At 61.0% G+C, this 24,349-nt stretch carries 21 protein-coding genes; 11 read left to right on the top strand and 10 right to left on the bottom strand.

Features of this window, described 5'->3' with window-relative positions; genetic code table 11:
* Positions 1 to 21: 21 nt before the first annotated feature.
* From ACN0SO_RS18100 to ACN0SO_RS18090, 3 genes are all read right to left on the bottom strand, one after another.
* Positions 22 to 846, bottom strand: coding sequence for an MBL fold metallo-hydrolase (locus ACN0SO_RS18100; RefSeq protein WP_417680124.1), 825 nt, complete (start codon positions 844 to 846; stop codon positions 22 to 24).
* A gap of 11 nt (positions 847 to 857) precedes the next feature.
* Positions 858 to 1,313: a cyclic nucleotide-binding domain-containing protein gene (locus ACN0SO_RS18095; RefSeq protein WP_417680123.1), complete on the bottom strand. Its 456-nt coding sequence runs from the start codon at positions 1,311 to 1,313 to the stop codon at positions 858 to 860.
* An 89-nt stretch (positions 1,314 to 1,402) separates the two neighbouring features.
* Positions 1,403 to 3,997, bottom strand: a complete 2,595-nt coding sequence (locus ACN0SO_RS18090) for an ABC transporter transmembrane domain-containing protein (protein WP_417680122.1) — start codon at positions 3,995 to 3,997, stop codon at positions 1,403 to 1,405.
* A 217-nt stretch (positions 3,998 to 4,214) separates the two neighbouring features.
* On the opposite strand from ACN0SO_RS18090, the gene ACN0SO_RS18085 reads away from it, so the two are divergent.
* From ACN0SO_RS18085 to ACN0SO_RS18065, 5 genes are read left to right on the top strand one after another with little or no spacing between them, the layout of a single operon-like run.
* Entirely contained in the window at positions 4,215 to 5,435 is a 1,221-nt protein-coding gene (locus ACN0SO_RS18085; protein ID WP_417680121.1) for a glycosyltransferase family protein, read from the top strand.
* A gap of 60 nt (positions 5,436 to 5,495) precedes the next feature.
* A complete protein-coding gene (locus ACN0SO_RS18080; RefSeq protein WP_417680120.1) occupies positions 5,496 to 6,716 on the top strand; it encodes a glycosyltransferase family 4 protein in 1,221 nt (406 codons plus the stop codon).
* Positions 6,717 to 6,742: 26 nt separating this feature from the next.
* Entirely contained in the window at positions 6,743 to 7,885 is a 1,143-nt protein-coding gene (locus ACN0SO_RS18075; RefSeq protein WP_417680119.1) for a glycosyltransferase family 4 protein, read from the top strand.
* 4 nt (positions 7,886 to 7,889) lie between these two features.
* On the top strand, positions 7,890 to 9,044 hold the full coding sequence (locus ACN0SO_RS18070; RefSeq protein ID WP_417680118.1) for a glycosyltransferase family protein: 1,155 nt from the start codon (positions 7,890 to 7,892) through the stop codon (positions 9,042 to 9,044).
* Positions 9,044 to 9,805, top strand: a complete 762-nt coding sequence (locus ACN0SO_RS18065; protein WP_417680117.1) for a polysaccharide deacetylase family protein — start codon at positions 9,044 to 9,046, stop codon at positions 9,803 to 9,805. The genes ACN0SO_RS18070 and ACN0SO_RS18065 overlap by 1 nt, the downstream gene beginning before the upstream one ends.
* 9 nt (positions 9,806 to 9,814) lie before the next feature.
* Here the strand turns inward: ACN0SO_RS18065 and ACN0SO_RS18060 are convergent, their stop codons facing one another.
* From ACN0SO_RS18060 to ACN0SO_RS18050, 3 genes are all read right to left on the bottom strand, one after another.
* The gene (locus ACN0SO_RS18060) at positions 9,815 to 10,282 is read right to left on the bottom strand and encodes a GyrI-like domain-containing protein (RefSeq protein WP_417680116.1); all 468 of its coding nucleotides are present in this window, start codon (positions 10,280 to 10,282) and stop codon (positions 9,815 to 9,817) included.
* A 130-nt stretch (positions 10,283 to 10,412) separates the two neighbouring features.
* A complete protein-coding gene (locus ACN0SO_RS18055; RefSeq protein ID WP_417680115.1) occupies positions 10,413 to 11,414 on the bottom strand; it encodes an LLM class flavin-dependent oxidoreductase in 1,002 nt (333 codons plus the stop codon).
* A 323-nt stretch (positions 11,415 to 11,737) separates the two neighbouring features.
* The gene (locus ACN0SO_RS18050) at positions 11,738 to 13,372 is read right to left on the bottom strand and encodes a pentapeptide repeat-containing protein (RefSeq protein WP_417680114.1); all 1,635 of its coding nucleotides are present in this window, start codon (positions 13,370 to 13,372) and stop codon (positions 11,738 to 11,740) included.
* Positions 13,373 to 13,598: 226 nt separating this feature from the next.
* Between ACN0SO_RS18050 and ACN0SO_RS18045 the strand changes: the two genes are divergently transcribed.
* Positions 13,599 to 14,210: a TetR/AcrR family transcriptional regulator gene (locus tag ACN0SO_RS18045; RefSeq protein WP_417680113.1), complete on the top strand. Its 612-nt coding sequence runs from the start codon at positions 13,599 to 13,601 to the stop codon at positions 14,208 to 14,210.
* A gap of 103 nt (positions 14,211 to 14,313) precedes the next feature.
* Entirely contained in the window at positions 14,314 to 15,414 is a 1,101-nt protein-coding gene (locus ACN0SO_RS18040) for an alkene reductase (RefSeq protein ID WP_417680112.1), read from the top strand.
* Positions 15,415 to 15,553: 139 nt separating this feature from the next.
* Here ACN0SO_RS18040 and ACN0SO_RS18035 read toward each other — a convergent pair whose 3' ends face one another.
* Positions 15,554 to 16,792 carry a GGDEF domain-containing protein gene (locus ACN0SO_RS18035; protein ID WP_417680111.1) on the bottom strand — a complete coding sequence of 413 codons (1,239 nt, stop codon included), beginning with the start codon at positions 16,790 to 16,792 and terminating at the stop codon, positions 15,554 to 15,556.
* Between the two features lie 308 nt (positions 16,793 to 17,100).
* Here ACN0SO_RS18035 and ilvD point away from each other — a divergent pair, with 308 nt between their 5' ends.
* The gene (gene ilvD, locus ACN0SO_RS18030) at positions 17,101 to 18,945 is read left to right on the top strand and encodes a dihydroxy-acid dehydratase (RefSeq protein WP_417680110.1); all 1,845 of its coding nucleotides are present in this window, start codon (positions 17,101 to 17,103) and stop codon (positions 18,943 to 18,945) included.
* 84 nt (positions 18,946 to 19,029) lie between these two features.
* Here ilvD and ACN0SO_RS18025 read toward each other — a convergent pair whose 3' ends face one another.
* Complete coding sequence (locus ACN0SO_RS18025) at positions 19,030 to 19,941, bottom strand: LysR family transcriptional regulator (RefSeq protein ID WP_417680109.1); 912 nt, start codon at positions 19,939 to 19,941, stop codon at positions 19,030 to 19,032.
* Positions 19,942 to 20,036: 95 nt separating this feature from the next.
* Here ACN0SO_RS18025 and ACN0SO_RS18020 point away from each other — a divergent pair, with 95 nt between their 5' ends.
* Together ACN0SO_RS18020 and ACN0SO_RS18015 are read left to right on the top strand one after the other, a co-directional pair.
* Complete coding sequence (locus ACN0SO_RS18020) at positions 20,037 to 20,405, top strand: nuclear transport factor 2 family protein (RefSeq protein WP_417680108.1); 369 nt, start codon at positions 20,037 to 20,039, stop codon at positions 20,403 to 20,405.
* Positions 20,402 to 21,184, top strand: a complete 783-nt coding sequence (locus ACN0SO_RS18015; RefSeq protein ID WP_417680107.1) for an SDR family oxidoreductase — start codon at positions 20,402 to 20,404, stop codon at positions 21,182 to 21,184. The genes ACN0SO_RS18020 and ACN0SO_RS18015 overlap by 4 nt, the downstream gene beginning before the upstream one ends.
* 280 nt (positions 21,185 to 21,464) lie before the next feature.
* Here ACN0SO_RS18015 and ACN0SO_RS18010 read toward each other — a convergent pair whose 3' ends face one another.
* Positions 21,465 to 23,006 (bottom strand): MDR family MFS transporter, encoded by a 1,542-nt coding sequence (locus ACN0SO_RS18010; protein WP_417680106.1) that lies wholly within the window; start codon positions 23,004 to 23,006, stop codon positions 21,465 to 21,467.
* Positions 23,007 to 23,134: 128 nt separating this feature from the next.
* Between ACN0SO_RS18010 and ACN0SO_RS18005 the strand changes: the two genes are divergently transcribed.
* The gene (locus ACN0SO_RS18005) at positions 23,135 to 23,641 is read left to right on the top strand and encodes a MarR family winged helix-turn-helix transcriptional regulator (protein ID WP_417680105.1); all 507 of its coding nucleotides are present in this window, start codon (positions 23,135 to 23,137) and stop codon (positions 23,639 to 23,641) included.
* Positions 23,642 to 23,704: 63 nt separating this feature from the next.
* Here ACN0SO_RS18005 and ACN0SO_RS18000 read toward each other — a convergent pair whose 3' ends face one another.
* On the bottom strand, positions 23,705 to 24,085 hold the full coding sequence (locus tag ACN0SO_RS18000; protein WP_417680104.1) for a PRC-barrel domain-containing protein: 381 nt from the start codon (positions 24,083 to 24,085) through the stop codon (positions 23,705 to 23,707).
* Positions 24,086 to 24,349 lie beyond the last annotated feature (264 nt).

The following is a 24,349-nucleotide window of genomic DNA, read 5'->3' as shown; positions in this document are numbered from 1 at the left end:
CGCGTGATCGGCAGAACGCGGCTATGGCGTGAGCAGCATGCCCTCGCTCGCAACCAGCGTTCCCGGATAGGCTGCGTCTGCGGCCAAGCCGATCTCATCGAGTTCGTCGTCGGACCGGCGCGGGTCGTGATGGAACAGAACCGGCACCGTGACGTTTGCTTCCCGGGCAAGGGCGACGGCTTTTTGCCAGGTGGAATGTCCCCAACCCTTGTAGGTTTCATATTCGTCGTCAGTGAACATGGCATCGTAGATCATGACATCGGCCCCCTCCACGAACCCGCGGACATTGGCATCGATCTCCGGGTCGCCATGCTCGTGGTCGGTGATGATGCAGATCGACTTGCCCTGGTAGTCGAACCGGTAGCCGCAGGCGCCGCCGGGATGATTGAGGCGGACCGTCCGGATGACCAGGTCGTCATTGCGCGGCAGGATCTCACCGGCCTGAAACGTGCGGAAGTTCACCGCCTTCAGGGTTTTCGCGGCAACGGGAAAGATCGGTGGCGACATGATCCGTTCGACGATATCCACCAGGCTGGTTTCGTCCAGGAAGTGCCCCGCCCACGCGTTCACCTCGAAGCGGGGGTCGTAGGCGGGTTTGAAGAACGGCAGTCCGCAAATGTGGTCCAGATGGGTGTGGGTGAACAGGAGGTCGAAGGTGACTGGTTCGCATTTGCACAGATCCGCGCCGAAATTCCGCGCGCCCGAGCCGCAGTCGACCAGCACAAGCGAATTGCCGGCGCGAATTTCGAAACAGGTCGTTTCGCCGCCGTAGCGGAGCGTGCTGGCACCTGGCGTCGGCGTTGAGCCGCGCGCACCCCAGCAGCGAAGCGAAAACTGGTCGGCCACTCAAAACTCCTTCAAGCAGCCGCGCCCGAACGGGCGGCGGCAAGATCGCGCGTGGTCTGCTCCAGCCTGAGGGCAAGAGTCCGCATGACCTCAAGGGCCATGTCGGGAAACTCCTTCAGGAGCTTCAGGAAATCATCCTTGGAAACCGTAAGCACATCCATGTCATTTGCCGCGACAAGGGTTGCGGTTCTCGGCACATCGCACAGGATGGCGATCTCCCCGACGATGGAATTGGCATCGACCTTCGCCACGGCCTTTTCCCCATCGGGTGTGTTGACAAGGACGTCCGCGGACCCCTTCAGGATGATAAAGGCGGAATCGCCTTCTTCTCCCTGTGTGCACAACCGTTCACCGGTCTTGTACTCCATCCGGTCGCTGATGAAGGCAAGAAGTCGCAGCTTTGTATCGTCGATACCTCTGAACAAGGGAATCTTGCGCAGGGCCCCGACTTCGCTATCCAAAGACACACTAACCTCCTTTGCCGTCAGAGACGGCGAGACATCTGCCGGCCGTCTCCGGCAAGCGGGTTCCAGAAAAGCATCTTGGTTGCCGATCCTCAAGCATCCTGAGTGCCTTTCGATGCGATCCGACCCTGATCAAGGGTAACCGCATGGTCGAATTCGGCGGCAACCACTTCGTTCGGCGTGCCGAACAACAGGGTCCGGCCTTCAAGAACGGTACGGATCGACTGGCGCAACGCCTTGTCCTCGTCGCTGAGGCCGGTGGCGATATCGTCAAGAATGGTCACCTTCGCATTCTTCAGAAGACCGCGGACAAGCGCCAGGCGCCGGCGTTGCTGGGCGGACAGGCGCGAGCCGGAAATACCCACATGATAGTTGAAGCCGGCATAGGTGATCGGTTCGCGCAGGCCTGTTTCCTCCACGACCGAGCGCAGGACCTGGTCGATCCTCTGGCGCGCATCCCGACGGTCGACACGGGCGCGACCGAACAGGAGATTGTCTTCGATGGTCAGCGGCGGCAGATAGAGGTTCGGATCGATCGCGATGAACTTGTCGTCCTTCTCGACCACCTGATCGCGGAATTGGGCGCGGGCCGCAATGATCTGGGACTGCAATTCATCGTTCATGATACCCAGACGATGGCGAGCCGGTACCAGCTTGAAGGCCAGGGACAGGAGCCGGACCTTGTCGTTTTCCGAAAGTCCCGGCTTCTGCTGTCCGGAACGCGCGACCCGGATCATGCGTTCGAAGTCCGGCAGCTCGTCCTGGGTAATGAACGAGTAGTTGCCGAGCAATCCGCTGTCGCCACTGACGTTCGCAAACAGTTCGACCATGGTTTCGGCGATCTTGAGGCCGATTTCCTGGAATTTCTTGTCGAGGCCTGCGCTGGTCAGGAAGTCCTTGACCTCCGGAATCTCCGGCATCATGTCCGGTGTGATCTCCGGGTCGGTCGGCACCGCGAAGAACAGGTTTTCCGCAAGGCTGGCGCTGGGATTGAAGGTCTTCATGTCCCACAATTCGACCAGGTCCTTGAGCTTGGGATCCTGGGCGATCCGGTCGGTCAGTTCCCTGCGGACCGTCAGAATTCTCTCCGCAAACGTTTCGTTCATTCCCGGATCAAAGCGGGACTGGAGACCCAGCCGGTAGACATCCGCATCCAGGCCGACCGCGGCGAGCAGCTTCAGTGCGCTGGCATCCAATGCTTCCTCATTGTCGGCACCGGTTGCCGAAAGATCGTCCCAGAGAGCTTCGATGTCGTAGGTCGGGTTCTTGGTCTCCCTGGCCTCCAGGAGCCGGCGATTGTATTCCCGCAAGGCATCGCCCGTACGCTCGAGCGTCGTGATGGGGCGATGACGAAGGCCATAATAGAGGTTGTCCCGGATGGTTCCCGTCCAGATATGGATGGCGCCGCCGACATAGGCGATTTCCCGGCCGAGCGTCGCAGCCGTCAGCCGGTCGAGATCCTGATCGCCGATCTCGACGCGGCCCGATGCCGGGCTGACCAGCCCTGCCGCGAGCTGCAGGACCTCCGACCGGCCCGAGCCGTCCTGTCCGACGACGGCGCAGGATTTGCCTGCCGGCACGGTCATGGAGATATCCATGACCTCCTGGCCGGCAGCACCGCCCGAAAAGGAGACATTGCAGAGTTTCAGGTCTCCGGACAACTCGATGTGTTCGTCGGAGGTCAGTCGCTCAACCGGATAGATGTCGGGCGGATCGAAGTTCTCGACCACGGTCTGGTATTTCACATCCACGTCGGCCACGATCTGGTAATAAGCCAGAAGTTCCTTCCAGGGGCCGGCAAGGTCCTTGTACGCGGCAATGACCGCGAGCAAAGCGCCGATGCTCATATTGCCTTCAATTACCAGATAGCCGCCGATCAGATAGAAGAAGAACGGCGTGAGCTGGTTCATGAAGTTGTTGAGGAACTTGATGAAGTATTTTCGATTGAAGATCTCGTAGCGAAGCTTGAAATTTTCGTAGAGCCGGTCGGAAAAATCCGCAGAATGCCAGGCCGACGTGTCGTTTGCGTGAATTTCCGGCACCCCGGAAATGCTCTCGCCGATCTTGTCGGAAATCAGTCGGACGTTTTTCACCCGCTTGCGTGCCAGAAGCACCACCTTGCGCTGCAGTTTCGGGATCACGTAGCCCTGGATCGGATAGGAACTGATCGCGGCCAGACCGAGCAGGGGATCCTGCATGAAGATGAAGCCGAGCTGCACCACCAGCATGCCGCCCTGGTAGGCCGGCAGCGCGATCGCCTCGCCGATGAACCCGCCCACGTCCTCGACCTCCGCCGTGATCATCGGGATGATTTCGCCCGAACTCACTTTCCGGAAATGCGGCAGCCGGAAACGCAGGACCCGCTGAAAGAGATCGAAGCGCAGCCTGCGAAGCATGCGTTCGCCGAGCCGGCCCTTGAACACGTTGATATAGAGCTTCAGCCCGTTGGAGGCTACGACCAGGGCCAGGAAGGCGGAGCACAACAGGAACAGATAGGAAATCTGGTCGAATTCCAGCCCGAGAATATCACGCGGAAAGCCGTCTCCCTGAACCGCGTCATTGACGATCAGCTTCGGCAGCTCGAGCAGAATATAGGTGATTGGATAGGAGATGATCGTAACGAGAAGAATGAAAATCTGCTGGCGTGCACTGAACTTCCATATGAAGCGAAACAGGCTCTTTTCCATGTCGGCATCCAAATTGATAAAGTGCAACTGCGTGCACACACAGCCAGTGAATTATATTAACCGGACAGCTAGGATGTGCTACCCGCGAATAACAAAGTCATAAACGGAAATGCCACACTGGCAAACTAGCTGATCATTTCCGTAAGACGAGACGTGACAAAACGGTCGTTTCTGGGACATAAATCCCCAGGGCAGTCAGGCGCAGATTAGGGAAAGTATGCGTTCCAATTCACCGAAGATCCTGATCTACAGCCATGATTCCTTCGGGCTAGGGCACCTGCGTCGATGCAGGGCCATCGCGCATTCCCTGGTGGGGACGTTCGATACCCTGTCGGTTCTGATCCTGTCCGGTTCCCCGATCATCGGCAGCTTCGAGTTCCGCTCCCGGGTCGATTTCGTGCGAATCCCCGGCGTGATCAAACTGCGCGACGGCGAGTACACGCCCCTGTCGCTGCACCTGAACATCGATCATACCCTGGCGATCCGATCATCGATCATCGAGCACACGGCGGAAGTGTTCGCACCGGACATCTTCATCGTCGACAAGGAGCCGCTCGGCCTTCGCGGCGAGGTTCTGGGAACCCTGGAGGCGCTCAAGAACACCGATACGCGCCTGGTGCTGGGGCTGCGCGATGTCATGGACGACCCGGATATCCTGAAACAGGAATGGGATCGCAAGAACGTCTTCCCGGCGCTGAAGGATCTTTACGACGAAATCTGGGTCTATGGCCCGGAGGGCGTGTGCAATCCGCTGGAGGGCATGGACGTTCCGCAGGTCGTTCTCGACAAGGTCCGCTATACCGGATACCTGCGCCGCGACTTGCCGGAAGGCGCGGAGCACTTGCCGAAACCGGCGCCTTTCGGCGACGAGCCCTATATCCTGGTCACGCCCGGCGGTGGCGGCGACGGCGTGGAAATGGTCGACTGGGTGATGCGCGCCTACGAGGCGAGAAAACGTCCCCTGTTTCCAGCGCTGATCATTCTGGGTCCGTTCATGCCGGCAGCCCATGTGGCTCATTTCACCGAACGGGCGGAAAACCTGCGCGATGTGTCGATCCTTCGTTTCACGCCGCAGATCGAACCCTATCTCGCCAATGCCACCGCGATCGTGGGGATGGGCGGTTACAACACCTTCTGCGAGATCCTGTCGTTCGACAAGCCGACGCTGATGGTGCCGCGGATCATACCGCGCCGGGAACAGGCGATTCGCGCCGACCGGGCGGAGCAGAGCGGCATCCTCACGGTGCTGCCGATCGAGCGGTATCCGAACCCGGGCCTCATGGCCGACGCTCTGGCCAGCTTGCCGAAAAATCCGAAGCCTTCGTCCGCCGGTATCGAGAATCTCCTCGGCGGGCTGGATATCATCGGCGCCAGGGTCGGCGAGATCTTTCGGGAAAACCGCACGGCACGTATCGACGCCAAACGGGCTGTTTTGTAAACATCGCCCGCGCCTCCCATCCGAACATCCCGTCACAGAACGCTGAGCCCGAGAAACCGCATGTCCCGTATCGCCGTCGTGGTCAAAGGCTATCCGCGCCTGTCCGAAACCTTTATCGCGCAGGAAATTCTCGGTCTCGAACGGCGCGGCGTTCCGATCCTGATCGTGGCGCTGCGCGAACCCTACGATCCTTATATTCACGAGTTACACCGGCAGATTTCGGCCGAAGTTCTCTATCTGCCGGAATATATTTCCGACGATCCGGCGCGGGTCCGGCGGGCGCGGCGCTGGGCCGAAGAGCAGCCGACCTACGAGGCGTCGAGAGCGCTTTTTGAAGCCGATCTGCAGCACGAGAAGAACCCGAGCCGCTACCGGCGCTGGGCGCAGGGCTGCGTATTTGCCCATGAACTTCCCGAAGACGTCGCCTGGATCCATACCCACTATCTGCACACGCCCTGTTCGGCGTCGCGTTACGCTGCCCATCTTTCGGGCCGGGGGTGGTCGTTTTCGGCCCATGCCAAGGACATCTGGACCAGCCCGGAATGGGATCTGAGGACCAAGCTCGACGATGCGGCCTGGGGCGTCACCTGTACGGGCACCAACGCGACCTACCTGAAAAGCCTGTGCCGGGAGCCGGACAAGATCGAACTGGTCTATCACGGTCTGGACTTCACCGGTTTTCCGATACCTGAAGGCGGGCATTCGACCCGCGACGGGTCCGGCGAGCCGGTGCGGCTGCTTTCCGTTGGCCGGGCGGTGGAAAAGAAGGGCTACAACGATCTTCTGACGGCGCTGTCGAAGCTGCCGCAGGACCTGAACTGGCACTTCACCCATATAGGCGGCGGTCAGCTCGCCGAAAAGCTGAAAGCTCGTGCAGAGAAGTTGAAACTGTCCAACCGGATCACCTGGCGCGGCGCGCAGCCCCGGGAAGAGGTCATCAAATCCTGCCAGGAGGCCGACCTGTTCGTTCTGCCGTCAAAGCTTGCGAAAACCGGCGACCGCGACGGCCTGCCGAACGTGCTGATGGAAGCCCAGTCGATGGGCCTGTGCTGCCTGTCCACCGAGGTGTCCGCCATTCCGGAATTGATCACGGACGGTGAAACCGGGCGGCTGGTGCAGCCGGGAGAACCGGCTATGCTGGCAAAGGCGATTGCGGACCTGATCCGGGATCCGGCTGAAAGGAACCGGCTCGGCTTCGCCTCGTCAAAGCATGTGCGGACGCATTTCGCTACCGAGCCGGGCCTCGATCGTCTGGCGGAGAAATTCAGGAAAGTCCTATAGAGCATCACGAAACGGAACCCGGCCCCTTGAGAATTGCCTTCACAGCTCCGATGAAGCCGATCGACGATCCGGTTCCGTCCGGTGACCGGACCATGGGCCGGTTGATCGTCAGGGCGCTGGAGACGGCCGGCCACGAGGTGCGGATCGCAAGCCGTTTCCGCTCCTGGCGCAAGGACGGCGGCGACGAGGTGCTGACGGCGGTCCGCGAAGCGGCGCTTGAAGAGGCGGAACGGGTTGCCGAAAGCTGGACCCGGGAAGGCTACCGGCCGGATCTGTTCCTGACCTATCACCTCTACCACAAGGCGCCTGACTGGATCGGCCCGGCACTCGCGGACCGTTTCGGACTGCCTTATGTGATCGTCGAGGCGAGCCGGGCATTGAAACGCAAGACTGGGCCCTGGGCACACGGTTTTAAGGCCGCAGACGAGGCGCTGCACCGGTCAGATGCGGTCGCTGCCATTCACAACTGGGACCGGGAACGGCTCCTGCCGTTCTTTACCGATCCGGGTGATCCGCGTCCGGGCGTGCTTCTTCCGTTTCTCGACAGCCGTGCGTTCGAGGAGGCGGCGAAAACGCCGCGCCCGCCCGTTCAGGCACCGCTGAAGCTCCTGACTGTCGGCATGATGCGCGAGGGCGACAAGACCCGTTCCTACGAAGTCCTTGCCGAGGCGCTTGGGCTTGTCCGGGATCTGCCGTGGCAGTTGACGATCATCGGCGATGGTCCGATGCGGGATCATGTTCTGGCGCTGTTTCCCGCCGACCGTATCCGCTGGCTCGGCGCGTTACCGCCCGAACAGCTTGCCGCCCGATATGCCGCCCATGACCTGTTCGTCTGGCCGGCCATCCGCGAGGCCTTCGGTTTCGTTACCCTCGAGGCCCAGGCGGCCGGGACCGGTGTCATCTGCGGCGATGCGCTCGGCGTGCCGGAAATCGTTCGGGACGGTGTCACCGGGCTGCTGGCCCCGGAAGGCGATGCGAAGGCCTTCGCGGACCGGCTGCGCAGTGTTCTGCACGACCCCATGAAAGTCCGCGCTTTCGGGGCTGCTGCTGCGGCGCATATCGCGCAGGACCATTCGCTACAGGCCGGCGCCGCACGCCTTGACGCCTTCCTCAAAGCCGCGCAAGAGCATTATAAGACCGTCCGTTCCAAGCCAAAGCAGGACAATTGACCCCATGACCCAGACCGCCTTCATCTATGTCCAGCACCTTCTGGGAACCGGCCATGCGGTGCGCGCTGCGGCCATCGGCAAGGCGCTGGTGGCGCGCGGCGTCGAAGTGACCCTGGCCACGGGCAACCTGCTGCCGCCGACGCTTGACACCACGGGCCTGGAAATCGTCCAGCTTCCGCCGGCCAAAAGCGCGAATGCCGCCTTCAGCCGGATCATCACCCTCGACGGCGACGACATCGATCCGGCCTGGAAGGAAATGCGCACGGCCGCGACGCTGAAGGCGCTGGCTGCAAAGCCCTACGACCTGCTTCTGACGGAGACCTATCCCTTCGGCCGGCGTCAGTTCGAGTTCGAGCTGGCAAGCGTGCTGGATACGGTGAAAGCTCTTGATAAGCCGCCCCTGATTGCCTGTTCCGTCCGCGATATCCTCGTGCCCAAGAACGAGCTCTGGAAAGAGGAATGGATGGCCGACAAGGCGCTTGCCTATTACGACCGGGTGCTCGTCCACGCCGATCCGGATTTCATCACCCTGGCGGACAGCTTCCCCTTCGCCCACAAGGTGGAGAACCTGGTGCGCTACACAGGCTATGTGATGCGCGCCGGCGACCGGCCCGAGCCGCCCGAAGGTGACGGCGAGGACGAGGTGATCGTCTCCTGCGGCGGCGGTGCCCTGGCCGAGGCTTTCCTGAGTGCGGCGGTGGATGCCCGACCGCTGTCGCGCCGGGCAGGCGACTGCACATGGCGCATTCTGGTCGGCCACAATATTTCGGAAGACGATTTTCAGGACTACCGCAGACGGGCGGGCGAGGGCGTCATCGTCGAGCGCGCACGGCCCGACTTTACCGGCATGCTGAAACGGGCCCGCCTCTCCGTCAGCCAGGCCGGCTACAACACCATTCTCGACATTCTGGATACAGGGGTTCCATCCGTTCTCGTCCCCTTCGCGCAGGCGACCGAAACCGAACAGGCACAGCGCGCCAAGGCCCTTGCCGCCCGCGGCCGCGTGGTGGTGGCCGAAGAGCATAACCTGACCACGGAAAAACTCGCCCAAGCCGCCGACGATGCGCTGGCCCTGCCGCGCTCGCACCATCATGTGCTTCTGGGTGGCGCGGACAAGAGTGCGGATATCCTCATGGAAGACCTGAAGGCGCGGGGCTGATGGATGAGGGCCTTGCAAGGTTCCGCTCGGAGCTGACCGCGCACCTCGACTGGTTCGCGGAGCGGGGACGGACCGTCCGCTTCTGGTGGCGCGACGACGATGCCGTCGAGCCGACAGCGGATCTGGACCGGCTGCTGTCGATCGCGAAGGAACACGACGTCGACGTGGCGCTTGCCGTCATTCCGAAAGATGCCACACAGGCTCTCGCCGACCGGCTGGCGGGCGAACCGCATGCCATCGTCCTGCAGCATGGCTGGCAGCACAGGAATTTCCAGCGCAAGGATCTCGGCGAGGGGGCCGCCGAACTCGGGACCCGCCGCGACCCGGATCATCTGTTGGGCGAACTGTCGGAGGGCAAGGCAAAGCTTGAAACCCTGTTCGGCGACCGGTTCGTGCATGCCATGGTGCCGCCGTGGAACCGGATCGCTCCGGAAATCTCAAGGCGCCTGCCGAAAATCGGGTTGCCCGGTCTGTCCACCTTCACCTGGATGAATTTCCCGCGGGTGCATCAGGTGCAAACCCACCTCGACATCATCCGGTGGAAGAAGGATCGTCGTTTCATCGGCTGGAACAGCGCCGCCATCCGACTGGATCTGCAGCTCTGCCGGCGCCGCACCAATCCCGGGGAGCCGCTGGGAATCCTCTCCCACCATCTGGCGCACGAGGAAGGCTGCTACGCGTTCCTGGAAGAGTTTCTCGGTATCGCCGCGCACCACGACGGCGCCGAATGGCCGCCGGTGAGGGCTCTGTTCAGCGAATAGACGGGCTTGTCAGGCGACAGAAACGAACACGTCCGTCAGCAACTCGTCTTCCGGCGTCTTGGTCGGATCGTTCAGATAGACCTCCCAGGTCGGCGCGCCGATCCGGATGCCTTCTTTCTCCACATGCGCCATCATCTGTCCGTAGCTGTCGCGCAGCTTCGAATAGGGACCGGTATGGCGGAAGTGAAGAACCTGTCCGGCAGGTGTGGTGGCGTATCTTGTGGGCTCTTCCGCGCTTGCCTCGGCCCCGGCGTCAACCGAGAAGCCGGAGCGAAAGGTCATCCGGTCAGGGGCAATGGCCTGGTAGACGGTCAGCGCCGTGCCGGTTGTTTGCACGCCGCTTTTCTGAAGGAAATCCCAGACCGCCTGAAACGTTCCACCCATGGCGGCATTGACCTCTTCCGGCGCCATGCCGCAGCTGCGCTCCTGATAGAAGTAGGGAATTTCGGCAACGTCGACGAGTTTGAATTCCAGCATGATGCGCTCCGGCGGAAGGTCGAGGATATCCGAAAAAGACTATAGGCCGAATGGGCCTGGATCCCTAATCGTGCCGGTTGCTGTCACGTCAGGCGCCAAGGCTTCTCTCTGAAATGGCGCGGTCGCCTTTTCAAACCGTCTCCGCGTTCAGCTCCTTCATCGCATGAGCCGCAATCCTGAAGGAATTCAGCCGGGATACGTGGTCATGGATCTGGCCGGTGATGATCACTTCGTCCGGCTGATAGATCGAGGTCAGTTCCGCCAGCTTCGACTTGACCGTCTCCGGAGCCCCGACGGCCGAGATGCGCAAGGCATCCTCAACCATTTCGATGGCGACCGGCCCGACGAGGGCCTCAAGATCCGCGACCGGCGCGGGCAGGGGGCCGGGCCGTCCGGTCCTCAGGTTGATGAAGGCCTGCTGCATGGACGTCCTCAGATAGGCGCATTCCCCGTCGGTCGCTGCGGCAAAGACGTTGATCGCCATCATGAAGTGGGGCTTGTCGAGGTATTTCGACGGCTGGAACTTGCGCCGGTAGATCTTCGAGGCATTGGAAAGTTCAGCAGGCGCGAAGTGGGAGGCGAAGGCGTACGGTAGTCCGTAAAAGGCCGCCATCTCCGCACCGTAGAGGCTGGAGCCCAGGATCCAGACCGGTACCTTGGTGCCCATGCCCGGAACCGCGCGGATCTTCGCGCCTTCCAGCGGATCGCCGAGATAACCGATCAGCTCCATGACATCCTGCGGGAACGTGTCCGTCTGGTCCATGTTCCGGCGCAGGGCGCGGGCAGTCAGCATGTCGGTCCCCGGCGCCCGGCCGAGGCCGAGGTCGATCCGGTCCGGATAGAGTTCGGCCAGTGTGCCGAACTGTTCGGCAATCACCAGAGGTGCATGGTTCGGCAGCATGATCCCGCCGGAGCCGACCCGTATCGTCGAAGTCGCCCCGGCCACATGACCGATCAGGACGGACGTTGCCGCACTCGCGATACCGCGCATGTTGTGGTGTTCGGCAAGCCAGTAGCGCTTGTAGCCCCAGCTTTCCGCGTGCTGGGCGAGGTCCTTCGTATTGGCGAGCGCTTCACGGACCGTATGGCCTTCGGGGACGGGGGAAAGGTCGAGAACGGAATAGGGGATCATTTGGATTTCGCCATTGCGTGATCAGGGTAATTTTTAAAATAGGAACGTTCGGTCCAAAATGTAACCCTTGCGAACACGTTGCAGGCAGAAGGCGGGGGGCAAGTTCGGCAGAGCTCCTGAAAGTTTCCGCTGTATCTTGAACGAATTTTGCAGCAGTGATTTCCGGTGTGAGCATGTCAGGCCACGCTTCCGGTCCTGTTCATGCTGCACTTCCGGCTTCATGCTGTGATGAAAAAACGGCGGGGGTCGTAAAATGCGTATTCAGGAACGCTCGCTTTTCACCAAAAGATATCGATCTACCGATATGACGTGAATTGCGTCGGTCAACCAAAGGGTTTGATCCGTTTGATTCTGAAGGGTTTTTTGCCGGAAATCAGCTCATCGGGTACGGAGAACAGTTGCACGGCACGCGGATGGGCTTCCACCTCGCCGAAGGTGATCTCCGCCATTTCGAACCGTTCCGGCTTGAAGGTGCCTTCCTGGGCCTGGGCCATGGCCCTTTCCAGAAAATCCGCGCCGAAGACGATGGCGCCGTCGAAGTCGACCGACTGCAGGCCGGCGCCGGTAAAATCCGGCGCGACGAGAAGGGCGTTCCGGAAGGTCGTTCCGCCAATGTCTGCGCCGTTGAAAGTGGCGTTCGAGACGAGGGCGCCATCGAAGTTCATGGCAAGGGCGTGGACGCTGGTGAAGTCGGTGTCGAGCACGACGGCGTCGGCAAAGTCGACGCCCGCCATGGTCGTCGGCATGAACTCCATGCCCGGATCGCCCCGGTAGGGCGGTTCCACCTTGTCGCTGGGGACGGAGGAAAAATCGCATTTCGTGAGCACCGAGTTACGAAACCGGGCCTTGTCGAGGCTGGCCCCGCCGAAGGTCACGGAATTGAGCGCCATGTGCTCGAAACTCGAAAACCGCAGCCGTGCGAAGCGGAAGGTCATCAGGTTCAACGTGTCGACCGCGACTTCGGAATAGGAGAAATCCGCCCCGAAAAAGCTCAGAAGTTCGGTTTCCAGGATACCGGCGCTGTAGAGCATGGACAGGATCACCCCGCGCTCCGGGCTGACCGGATGCTCCTTCAACACACCTCTGTTTCGGCGCCCCACCATTTGCTCGACCAGCTCCGGGTTGCGCAGGATTTCAGGGCGACGGGACATGGCGAGTATGTTGAGGGCGTCGGTGTCGTTGGCGTTGACGAGCGAGGTTTGCAGATAGCGGTAGGGTCGGGCCGATTGGGTCGCCGCTATGATGCGCGCCCGGATGCCGTTGGTCAGTTCGTCCAGCTTGAAGAAAGCGGCAGGGCGGCCGTCGCCTTTCAAGACTTCGGTTTCCTGAGCGAGTTTGTCGCCGATCTCCAGAAGTCCCTGGACGATGCCGGCGGTGCGCTGAGCCTCGCCGAGTTCGATCTGAGTGACGATGAGGTCGTTCTGCTGCTCCAGCCGGGTTGTCTGGATGGCGATGAGTTCGTTCTGGCGGAAAAGGAGCGCCGTCCCGGCCAGGGCGGCCAGAGATGCGATCAGTCCGGTCAGGGAGCCGATCAGCCAGCGGCGGGTGGAAATCCAGGTCCAGCGCGCCAGCAAAAGGCGGGTCAGCTCCTCCGCCGAGTTGATGGCGCTCGCCGGGTTCTTGTCCATGATGCTGCGGGCGGTTTCCGAAAGGGGGCGGGAAAACAGCTCGAGCTGGGTCGCGGAGACATTGAACAGGAATTGCAGGATCCGGCGGCGGAACAGCAGGATCAGCGTGCCTATAAGGGCGATCACCCCTGCAAACGTCAGGATGATGGCAACGAGTGTGCCGGCGTTTTCGGTCAGGAACGAAGTGCCGATGACCGCGAGCGGGAAGCCGACCGCGATCCCGATCATGAACAGGATCAGCCCGATGGTGACGGTGCTGAATTCGAGGCGCTTTGCCGCCGCTTCGGAAAGTTCCGCCTTGTCTTCCGGCGTGAGGGTGTCGTCGTCCATAAAACTTGCCTGAAATGCGGAATAAACAATGATAAACGGCCTGAAACGCCCCCGCTTTGGCCAATTCAAGGGACTTTAGGCGTTTTCGCAGGCGTGATCCAGTCTGTCGAGGCAGGGCGGCCCATGCCGGGTTTGGTCGTCCGGTGGAACCTAAAATCGGAATATCCGGTCCAAAATTGCAGCTGGCGCTATTGAATTACGAACCGGGTGGTCCAATATTCTTGTCATGACCCGAGAACACATCCATACAATTGCCTCGGCAAAAGGCAGCCCGAAAGCCCATGCAGGCCCCGGGCGGCCGCGCTGCTATGACGAAGCGGATGTGCTGGACAAGGCGTTGCAGGTGTTCTGGCGGCAGGGCTACGAGGCCACGTCGGTCGACGATCTGACGGCGGCGATGGGTCTGTCCCGGTCGAGTTTCTATTCCGCCTTCGGTTCCAAGCAGGGCGTTCTGATTGCCGTGCTTCAGAGTTATTCCCATGCAGCCCTCCAGGCATTGGAACAACTTGCCGAGGGGCCGCGTGATCAGGCGATCAAGGCCATGCTGGACGCCCTTTCCGATCCGACCGGCGGACCGCGCGGCTGCATGCTGGTCAACTGTATTACCGAACTGGCGCCGCAACATGAAGAGGTCGCCGAGCTCGGCCGCCATCACCTGGAGCGGATCGAGGGCCTGTTCGCCAAGGCCCTGTCACCCGAAAATCCGGATGCAGCCCGCGATAAGGCCCGCGCCTTGTCCGCACTGGCCATCGGAACTCTGACCCTTCGAAAGTCCGGCATGCCGCCGGAAAGCATTTCCACAGCCCTTGAGGCGGCGAGGACGATCCTGGCCACATAGCCTCAAAAGGGCGGAATATCCGCCGCAACACCGATCCCAAGCAGTGGTGCGGCTATTTTTGGACTGATTGGTCCGTAATTTCCCAGCCTCCGAGGAGAGCAAAATGAGCGAAGCGAAATTGTTTACCCCCCTGAAAGCCGGTTCCATCGCGTTGAAGAACCGGATCGTCATGGCGCCTTTGACCCGCAACCGGGCCAAGCCGGAAGACGACACGCCCTATGACATCCACGTCGACTATTATTCCCAGCGTGCCGGCGCAGGGTTGATCGTGACCGAAGGCTCTCAGATCTCGCCCCAGGGAAAGGGCTATGCCTGGACGCCGGGTATTTACTCCGAAGCCCAGATCGAGGGCTGGAAAAAGGTGACCGATGCAGTTCATGCCAAGGGCGGCAGGATCGTTGTCCAGATCTGGCATGTCGGCCGGATATCACACAGTTCGCTGCAGCCGAACGGGGAGGTCCCGGTCGCCCCGTCCGCGCTTGCCGCGAACTCCCGGACCTTCGACGGCACGGGTTTCGTCGAGACGCCGACGCCGCGTGCGCTTGAGATCGGTGAAATTCCGGGCATTGTCGAAGACTATCGGAAGGCCGCCGCCAATGCGCTCAAGGCCGGCTTCGACGGTGTCGAGATCCATGCGGCGAACGGCTACCTGATCGATCAGTTTCTGCGCGACAGTTCCAACAAGCGCACGGATGCCTATGGCGGTTCGATCGAGAACCGGGCGCGGTTCCTGAACGAAGTCATTGAAGCGGTGGTCTCCGAGATCGGAGCCGACAGGACCGGCATCCGTCTCAGCCCTTTCTCCTCGGCCAACGACATTTCCGACAGCGATCCGATGGGCCTCTTCGGCCATGCCATCGATATCGTGAACGGCCACGGTCTGGCCTATCTGCACCTGGTCGAAGGTCAGACCGGCGGTCCGAGGGACCTGCCGGAAGGCGCAAGCCTGCAAGCGCTTTACGACCGGTTCAAGGGCACCCGCATGGGCAACAACGGTTACACGCGGGACATGGCCATCGAGGCGGTGGAAACCGGCAAGGTCGATCTGGTCGCCTTCGGCAGGCCCTTCATCTCCAATCCGGATCTGGTGCAGCGGCTTGAAGCCAACGCACCGCTGAACGAATGGGATCAATCGACATTCTACGGCGGCGGCCGGGAAGGCTACACCGACTATCCGAATTTGGAGGAAACCAGAGCCGCCTGAATTCAGACGTGTTGAGCCCGGCTGTGCCTGCCCCCGCCACGGTCTCTCCTTGAGCCCGACCGCAGGCGCAGCCCGAAAAACGGCCGGCGCGGAAGCCTCCTCCGCCCGGCCGTTTCAGTTTTTCGCTTCGAGGTCCAGCCTAGCCGGTCGCCTGCCGCCGGGTCGCAAAGGGCGAGAGAACGGTTTTGGGATGAAGCGGACCGGGTTCCAGCGTGTCGTTTGCGACAATCCGGTTGCCGCCCTTGGCTTTCGCCTTGCTCAGGCAATGATCGGCGATTTCAAGAGCGCGTTCGAACGAGGTGTTCGCCTCTCCGCAGAAAATCCCGCAGCTGATGGTTACGGTCATCCGTTTCGCCGCCGCACGGGCGCTTTGCACCGTCAGGGTCCGACTGATCCTCTTGGCAATGGCGCCTGCTTCCGTCTGGTCCGTTTCAGGTACGAACAGCCCGAACTGATTTTCCCGGATAAGGCCGACCTCGGCGCGGCCTGCGGCGGTCTCCTGGCAAACGTGCGCCAGCAACCGCATCAGGGCCTCGCCCATGGAGTGCCCGAACCGGTCATTTATGTTTTGCAAGCCATCGATTTCCAGGGTCACAAGGGCGTAGGTCCCATCACTGCGTTTCATGGTGTCGAGCCGGTTCTGGGCCGAACGTTCAAAGCCGCGGCGGTTGGGCAAGCCGGTAAGGGCATCCACCAGGGCCTGCTCCTTGTACTGGCTCTTCATTTTTTCGAAGACCGCCAGACCCAGCCCGACGATCTTGAAGACGACGGCCGTCAGCAGAACGATCATACTGACCTTCAGGGACGGGGTCTGGAAGGCGTCCTTGAAGGTCGGAAAATGCATTGTGAGATTCGTGACGATCATATTGAGGCGGATCATGATATCGACGCCGAAAATGCTGATCAGAAACCACGAACTGATGAATTGCACCTTGTGCTGAAGCCAGCATTCCCGGATGCAGAGCGCCATTGCGAGAATGCTGAAGCCGTTGATGTACAAGACCCGCAGGATCAGGTCGTCCCGGAACCAGGGGACCTGATACAGTAAAATCCATCCGAAGAGTCCGGCAACCGGCAGCCACGGATAACGAATTCGTTCCGCATTCAGCAGGCTGAGAGCATTGGGGCGGATGCCGAAGCCGAAAATCATCAGAGCATTGGCGACGCCGATGCTGACCAGGTCGGGGATGGCTCCGCGGAGGCTGACCAGAGACGCGCAGGTTCCCGACAGAAGCATGGCAACGGACCACCCGGCCCAGCCGAACCGGATATGTCCGGGCAGGGATCTCAGTGCGAAGGCCATGATCCCCAGCACGAGCGCTCCGGTGTAATAGGCGATGGTAATCGCCGCAAGAAGCGTCGGAGTGTCCAGATTCATGTGTCGAAGACCTTGAGGGATGCCGCACAAAAGTATGGTGAAAAGTCTCTTAAGAAACTCCTACGGTATTGTCTGAATTGCATGGAAAGACAGGCTGGGCTGTCGCGAGCGTGATGATTTTGGAGTTTCCGAATTCAAACTTGCAACAGGTGCCGTACCGCAGCGTACTGTTTTTGCCCAATCCGCCCTTTCGTTCCGGCCAAAAAGCTGACAAAACGGTGCCTAAGAATGGCCGTGCCGGGAAATCCCGAGGGAGAGCGGCCGGACCGGGTGCCAAAGCCCCGGACAAGACCAAGAAGGACGGAAAGATGCCCCCGTATCGTTCAAGAACGTCGACCCATGGACGCAATATGGCTGGCGCGCGCGGATTGTGGCGCGCTACCGGCATGAAGGACGGCGACTTCGGCAAGCCGATCATCGCCATCGCCAACTCCTTCACCCAGTTCGTGCCGGGGCACGTGCACCTGAAGGATCTCGGCCAGCTGGTCGCCCGCGAGGTGGAAAAGGCAGGCGGTGTCGCCAAGGAATTCAATACGATTGCGGTCGATGACGGTATCGCCATGGGCCACGACGGCATGCTCTATTCGCTGCCCTCGCGCGAGGTGATCGCCGACGCTGTCGAATACATGGTCAACGGCCATTGTGCCGATGCGCTGGTGTGCATTTCCAACTGCGACAAGATCACGCCCGGCATGCTGAATGCCGCCATGCGTCTCAACATTCCGGTTGTTTTCGTTTCGGGCGGCCCGATGGAGGCCGGCAAGGTCGTGCTGGAAAACGGCGAGGCGAAGTCCATCGACCTGATCGACGCCATGATCGCGGCCGCCGACGACAACGTGTCGGACGCCGACGTCCTGACCATGGAACAGAATGCCTGCCCGACCTGCGGCTCGTGCTCGGGCATGTTCACCGCCAACTCCATGAACTGCCTGACCGAAGCCCTCGGGCTGGCGCTGCCGGGCAACGGCTCGACGCTTGCCACCCACGCCGACCGCGAACGGCTGTTCGTCGAGGCCGGGCACCTGATCGTCGATCTGGCCAAACGCTATTACGAGCAGAACGACGAAAGCGTCCTGCCGCGCAACATCGCCACCTTCAAGGCGTTCGAGAACGCCATGACGCTCGACATCTCCATGGGCGGCTCCACCAACACGGTGCTGCACCTGCTGGCTGCGTCCTTCGAAGGCGAAGTCGGCTTCACCATCGCCGATATCGACCGTCTGTCGCGCCAGGTCCCCGTGCTGTGCAAGGTCGCGCCGTCGGTTGCCAACATCCATATGGAAGACATCCACCGCGCCGGCGGGATCTTCGGCATTCTCGGCGAACTCGACCGGGCCGGACTGATCGACAGCACCGTGCCGACGATCCATTCAAAGTCCATGAAGGAGGCGCTGGCCCGCTGGGACGTCAAGCAGACCAATTCCGAAAGCGTGCACGACTTCTACCGCGCCGCTCCGGGCGGCGTGCCGACCCAGGTCGCCTTCTCCCAGGATCGCCGCTGGGACGATCTCGATCTCGACCGTGAGACCGGCGTCATCCGCAATGCGGCTCATGCCTATTCCAAGGACGGCGGCCTGGCGGTTCTGTTCGGCAACATTGCCGAGGACGGCTGCATCGTGAAGACCGCGGGCGTCGACGAGTCGATCCTGAAATTCTCCGGTCCGGCGCGCATCTTCGAAAGCCAGGACAGCGCGGTTTCCGCGATCCTGACCAACAAGGTCAAGGAAGGCGACGTCGTGCTGATCCGCTACGAAGGCCCGCGCGGCGGCCCCGGCATGCAGGAAATGCTCTACCCGACGAGCTACCTGAAATCCAAGGGCCTGGGCAAGGCCTGCGCCCTGATCACCGACGGCCGTTTCTCCGGCGGATCCTCGGGGCTTTCCATCGGTCACATCTCTCCGGAAGCCGCCGAAGGCGGCGCCATCGGCCTGGTGGAGGAGGGCGACACCATCGTCATCGACATCCCGAACCGGGTGATGAAGGTGGACCTCTCGGATGCCGTTCTCGCCGAGCGCAGACAGGCCATGGAAGCCAAGGGCGCGGACGCCTGGAAGCCGGTCGAAAAGCGCACGCGCAAGATCACCACGGCCCTGCGCGCCTATGCGGCGCTGACGACCAGCGCCTCCAAGGGCGCCGTCCGGGAAGTCAAATAAGGCGACGGTCACGAACCGAACGCATCAAAAAAAACCGCCCCCGATTTTGGGGGCGGCCCCAGACCCGACCGTGGTCGCATTGCGCTAGGTGCTTCGTGCTGCAGCCCTGCCGAATTCCCGCGCCATGTCGATGAAAGCACGGAATGCAGCCGATGGGTTTTTGCGCCCTGGATAGTAGAGACAAAGGGGCGTTGTTGGCGGAGTCCAATCCTGCAGGACCCGTTTAAGACGGCCCGCGGCGATGTCGTCACGCACGTCTGCTTCCATGAAAAAACCGATCCCGATCCCGTCGAGAACGGCGATCCGCGAAAGCGAGGACTCGTCGAGCGTGATCGGCCCCTCCACGTCGATCAGGAGGGGACTTCCTTCCCTCTCGAAGTGCCAGCGATAGGGCGCACCGTTCGGCAGCCGGATGCAGATGCATTTGTGGGCCAGAAGATCGGGGGGCGTGCACGGGCTACCGTGCTCTGCGAAGTAAGAGGGAGTGGCGACCACGGCGAAGCTGCGAGGCGCTCCGAGCGGCACCGCGATCATGTCACTCGGCACCAGGTCGGCGGTCCGGATGCCCAAATCGAACCCTTCGGCGACGATGTCGATAATTCGGCCTTCGGTGACGACATCGACGTGGACCCGCGGGTAGCGCCGCAGGAAAGCCAGGACCAGCGGTGCCAATATTTCGCGGGCGCCGGTGGCGAAGGCATTGATACGCAAGGTCCCGGATGGCGTGTCCTGTTGCGATCGTACCGTTGCCATTGCGTCCTGGATGCCGCGGAGTGCTGGCGCCACCTGTTCAACGAAGGTTCGACCGGCATCCGTCAATGAGACACTGCGTGTGGTTCGGTTGAACAGGCGAACGCCGAGTTGTCGCTCGATCCTGCCGATAAGGTTGCTGAGCGCCGTTGGCGACAGCCCGAGTTCGAGCGCTGCTGCCCGGAAGGACCCTCGATTTGCAATAGCGAGCACGGCCTCGAGTTCGAGCAGGATCTGTCGCGACATTGTTTCGAAATCCGAAATGTTACATCCAGCTTTGTCCCAATTATCGCAACGAAGGTCCAGCCATATATTTCGAACATCGACGCCGGAACGGCCTGATGATCCGGCCGAACCATCATCAGAGACGGAGATGTGACATGGACATTCAGTTACCCAAGCCGATCACTGCCTATTTCGAAGCCGACAGGAATAAGAATGCCGACGCCGTGGCGGAGTGTTTCAGCGACGAGGCGGTGGTCAAGGACGAGCAAAACGTCAACGTCGGACGGGCTGCGATCCGCCGTTGGAAGGCTGAAGCATCGACCAGGTTCTCATACACGGTCGAACCATTCGCGATCCGGGATGAGGGAAACCGCACGGTGGTGACGGGCCACGTTGTCGGCGACTTTCCCGGCAGCCCGGTCAATCTGCGGTATTTTTTCGTTCTGAAGGGAGAAAAGATTGCTGAACTGGAGATCTTGCCGTGATCCCGTTCATCAGTCTGGAAGGCAAACGAGCACTCGTCACCTCCGGCACCCGAGGTGCAGGAGCCGCGACGGTCAGGCAATTCCGCGAACTCGGTGCCGAGGTGCTGACCTGCGCGCGCACCAGGCCGGAAACGCTTGAAGACGGCATTCAGTTCGTCGCTGCGGATCTGGCGTCGGCAGAAGGCTGCGACACCCTCGCAGCCGCGGTCCGGGAGCGCCTGGGAGGTCTGGACATCATTGTTCATATGCTCGGAGGATCATCCGCTCCAGGCGGCGGGTTCACGGCGCTGACTGATACCGAGTGGCATCATGAGCTCCATCTCAATCTCTTCCCGGCCGTTCGTCTGGACCGGCAACTTGTGCCGGACATGGTTGACCGGGGAAGCGGTGTCGTAATCCACGTCTCGTCGATCCAGAGAGAGTTGCCACTGCCTGAGTCGACGACCGCCTATGCGGCGGCGAAGGCAGCGCTTTCGACGTACAGCAAGGCGCTGTCGAAAGAGGTGTCGCCCAAGGGGGTGCGTGTTGTCAGGGTTTCTCCCGGTTGGATCGAGACGGAAGCTTCTGTGCGTCTCGCCAACCGTCTCGCAAAACAGGCCGGCACCGATTATCAGGGCGGCAAGAAAATCATTATGGATGCGCTCGGCGGCATTCCAATCGGTCGCCCGACGAAGCCTGATGAAGTCGCGAACCTCATCGCCTTCCTGGCTTCCGACCGTGCTGCGACGATTACCGGTACCGAATACGTCATTGATGGCGGAACCGTACCGACGGCTTAAGCAGATCTTTGAACCGGATCATGCGGGTGCAGGGCCTGCTCCGCTTCAGTGGAGAGCGGACAGCTCGCTTTCCGGCGCTCGATCTCGATTTGCATGGCGCTTTTGAAGGCAAGCGATGAAGGCCGTCTGGCGGGGTTGCAGAACTCGTCAGTCCGCAAATGGCCTAATCCGGAGATTTGTCCGGACCGCAGTGACTGGCCGTTCTCCATCGCACAGGAACAAAACGGCTGCCTCGGAAGGCGGCTTTCCATTTTATCGAAGGCCGGTTGTTGCGTGGTTTCTAATCGCGCTGGTACTGGGTGCCGAGCTGGACGTTCTTCAGGCACAGGGCGGCGACGAAGCCGATGAAGCCGAGGAAGGCCGCGACCAGGAACAGCGGGTGACAGGCTGCTGCGTAGAGGTGACTGATCTGATTTTGGGCGTCCGCGGGCAAGGTGGCGATCTGGGCCGGTGTCAGTTTCGCGAAGGTCTCCACGCCGGGGATTGTGCCCTGGAAATTGCCGATCCCGTGGGAAACGATCGCGCCGTAGATCGATATGCCGATGGAGGCGCCGCCGATGCGTGTGAGCGTGGTCGCGCCCGTTGCCGCACCGAGATCGCGATAGGGTGCCGCATTCTGAACGCCGAGGACCGGCACCTGCTGCCCCACGCCGACCCCCAGGCCGTGGATGAAGCACAGCGGAATGAGCAGATACAGGCTCGTTTCGGCATCGACGTAGATGAACAGGAACGTGGCGACCGTGCAAACGCCGGTGCTGAGGATGGAAAAGTTCTTGTAATAGCCGGTCCGTGACATGATCTTGCCCGCATTGACCGAACCGACGGCAATGCCGACGGTTATGGGAATGAAGAGCAATCCAGCCATCGATGGTGTCATCCCCAGTCCTGTCTGGAAGAACAGGGCGAAATAATTGGCGAGGCCTATACCGAGGCAACCGCTGACCATGGTGATGATGAGCAACAGGCGGATCGTCGGGCTCTTGAACAGGTGCAGAGGTACAACTGGCTCTTCCACACGCTTTTCGACCGCAATCCATCCCAGAACACAAGCGATGCCCAGGGCAACGATCATGAGGCTTTGCGGGGCGATCAGGCTGCCGAAAAGTTCGGAACTGTCGGCCCAAAGAACCACGCTGGCGATGGCGCCGGCCAGAAGCAGAGCGCCCAGGTAGTCCACCTTCGGCTTGCGGTCCGGGCGCTTGTACGGCAGCAGGAAGGCGAGCGCGATCAGGACGGCGATGCCGATCGGGATGTTGATGAGAAAAATCGAGCGCCATCCGAACAGATCGGTCATCAGGCCGCCGAGGGTCGGGCCGATGGAGCCGGAAAGCATCAGCACCAGACTGGAATAGCTTTGGTAGCGGGCGCGTTCGCGGGGCTCGAACAGATCCGCATTGATGGAAAAGATGGTCACCATGATCCCGCCGCCGCCAATGGCCTGCAGGACACGGGCGGCGATCAGGGTATTCATGGAAACGGCCAGGCCGCACACGGCGGAGCCGATCGTGAAGATGAAGATGGTCGCCATCATCACGTATTTGCGGCCGAACAGGTCGCCGAGCTTGCCGTAAAGGGGCATGACCGCGCTGGAGGTCAGCAGGTAGGCGGAGCCCACCCAGCTGAACCGCTCCGGGTGCCCGAATTCACCGACGATGGTCGGCAGGGCGGTGGAGACGATCTGGTTGTCGATCATCGCCATGAAAACGGCGGTCATCAGCGTCAGGAAAACGAACAGCCGCAGGCGTCTGTCGGTAATCAGCGGGGCGTGGTGGAGTTCGCCCCGTTGTTCTGGAGCGGAATCGGAAAGAGTATCGGCGGTCATGGAATGTCCTGAAGCCCGACGGGGCATTTATCATATGCTTGACACATATATATGACAGACGCATAAATATGACTAGAGCATATATTATGCAGGGCGGGAAAATTCCTTGGGAGGAGGAGCGGAGCGTTATGGCTTTCGATCGCTGCGAGAGTGACCTGACAGACGAGACATCGCCGGATATCTCCCGGATATCGCAGGCGATGTCCCGGATGCGGGTTTTGATCAAGAACCGGGCGATCGGTAAGCTCATCATGAGTGCCGCCGCGCCGGATCTGGATATGTCTCATCTCGACGTGATCGAACTCGTTCGACGCGGTCCGCAAGATGGCGAGGTCACCATCGGCCACGTCGCGGAGAAAATGTGCATGGATCCGTCGCGAGCAAGCCGTGTTGTGGCTTATCTGGTGGATAGTGGCATCCTGAGCCGTGCTGTTTCGCAGGCGGACGCCAGGCGTGCGGTGATCGTTCTGACCGATAAGGGGCAGGCGATCCTGAAGGAAAAGCGGCGCGTGAAGCTCGAAATGATCGAAAAGATCCTGTCGGACTGGACCGATGAGGAGGTCGCGCAGTTCGCGGAACTTTATGCCCGGTTTGTCGACGAGTTCGAAAATCTCGCCTTGCCCGGCCGGGAATAATCGGCGCCGGGATCAGGCTGGCCCGGACATCCCGGTGAGACACTCCGCCCGTGAACGATGCGCCTATTCTGCCAGCCGATTGACCTCATCTTCGGTTTTCTCAAGGACGATCAGCCCGTTGGAAACCGCGAAGTCGGTTGCGGGAACGGTAATCGTCGTTTCACCGATGCCGAGGAAGCCCCCGATTTCCACATCGACCGACGACAAGGCTCCATTCTCGTCGGTGCCGACAGACGAGACTTCCCCGACGGAGATCCCCTCCAGTGTGACGACGGATTTTCCAACCAGGTCTTTCGGAACAGCCACGACGGCCTTGGTCTTCATTCCCGCTGTGGCGGCCGATACCGGTTCCTGGGCTTGAGTGGCCCCGCACAGGGTGACAGAGAGCGCGAGGCCAAAGACGAGGGCTGTGGTCATCGACGAGATCTTCGCTGCGTTCAGCATTGCGTTTCTCCTCTTTTGTCCTGCGAAAATTCGGTGCCCTTGCACCATTTCTCGAGCTGATACCAGTTGAAGATAGAAATCCGGCCGCAAGAAGATAGTTCCCATGTTTTTTGGGCAGTGCTTTAAGTTCTTCAAATCGCGAGAGGATTCATGTGACAAATTGTCTGGAGACAGTCCGTACGGTGCCGGGGTCCGGACCTGATGGCAATATTAAGGCATCCAGGTTCGGGGCAGGCGGGACCGCTAGCCGGTAAGCCCTTCCAG

The organism is Roseibium sp., assembly GCF_048260565.1.
Classification (GTDB): domain Bacteria; phylum Pseudomonadota; class Alphaproteobacteria; order Rhizobiales; family Stappiaceae; genus Roseibium.
This window is presented reverse-complemented; position numbering and strand designations above follow the sequence as displayed.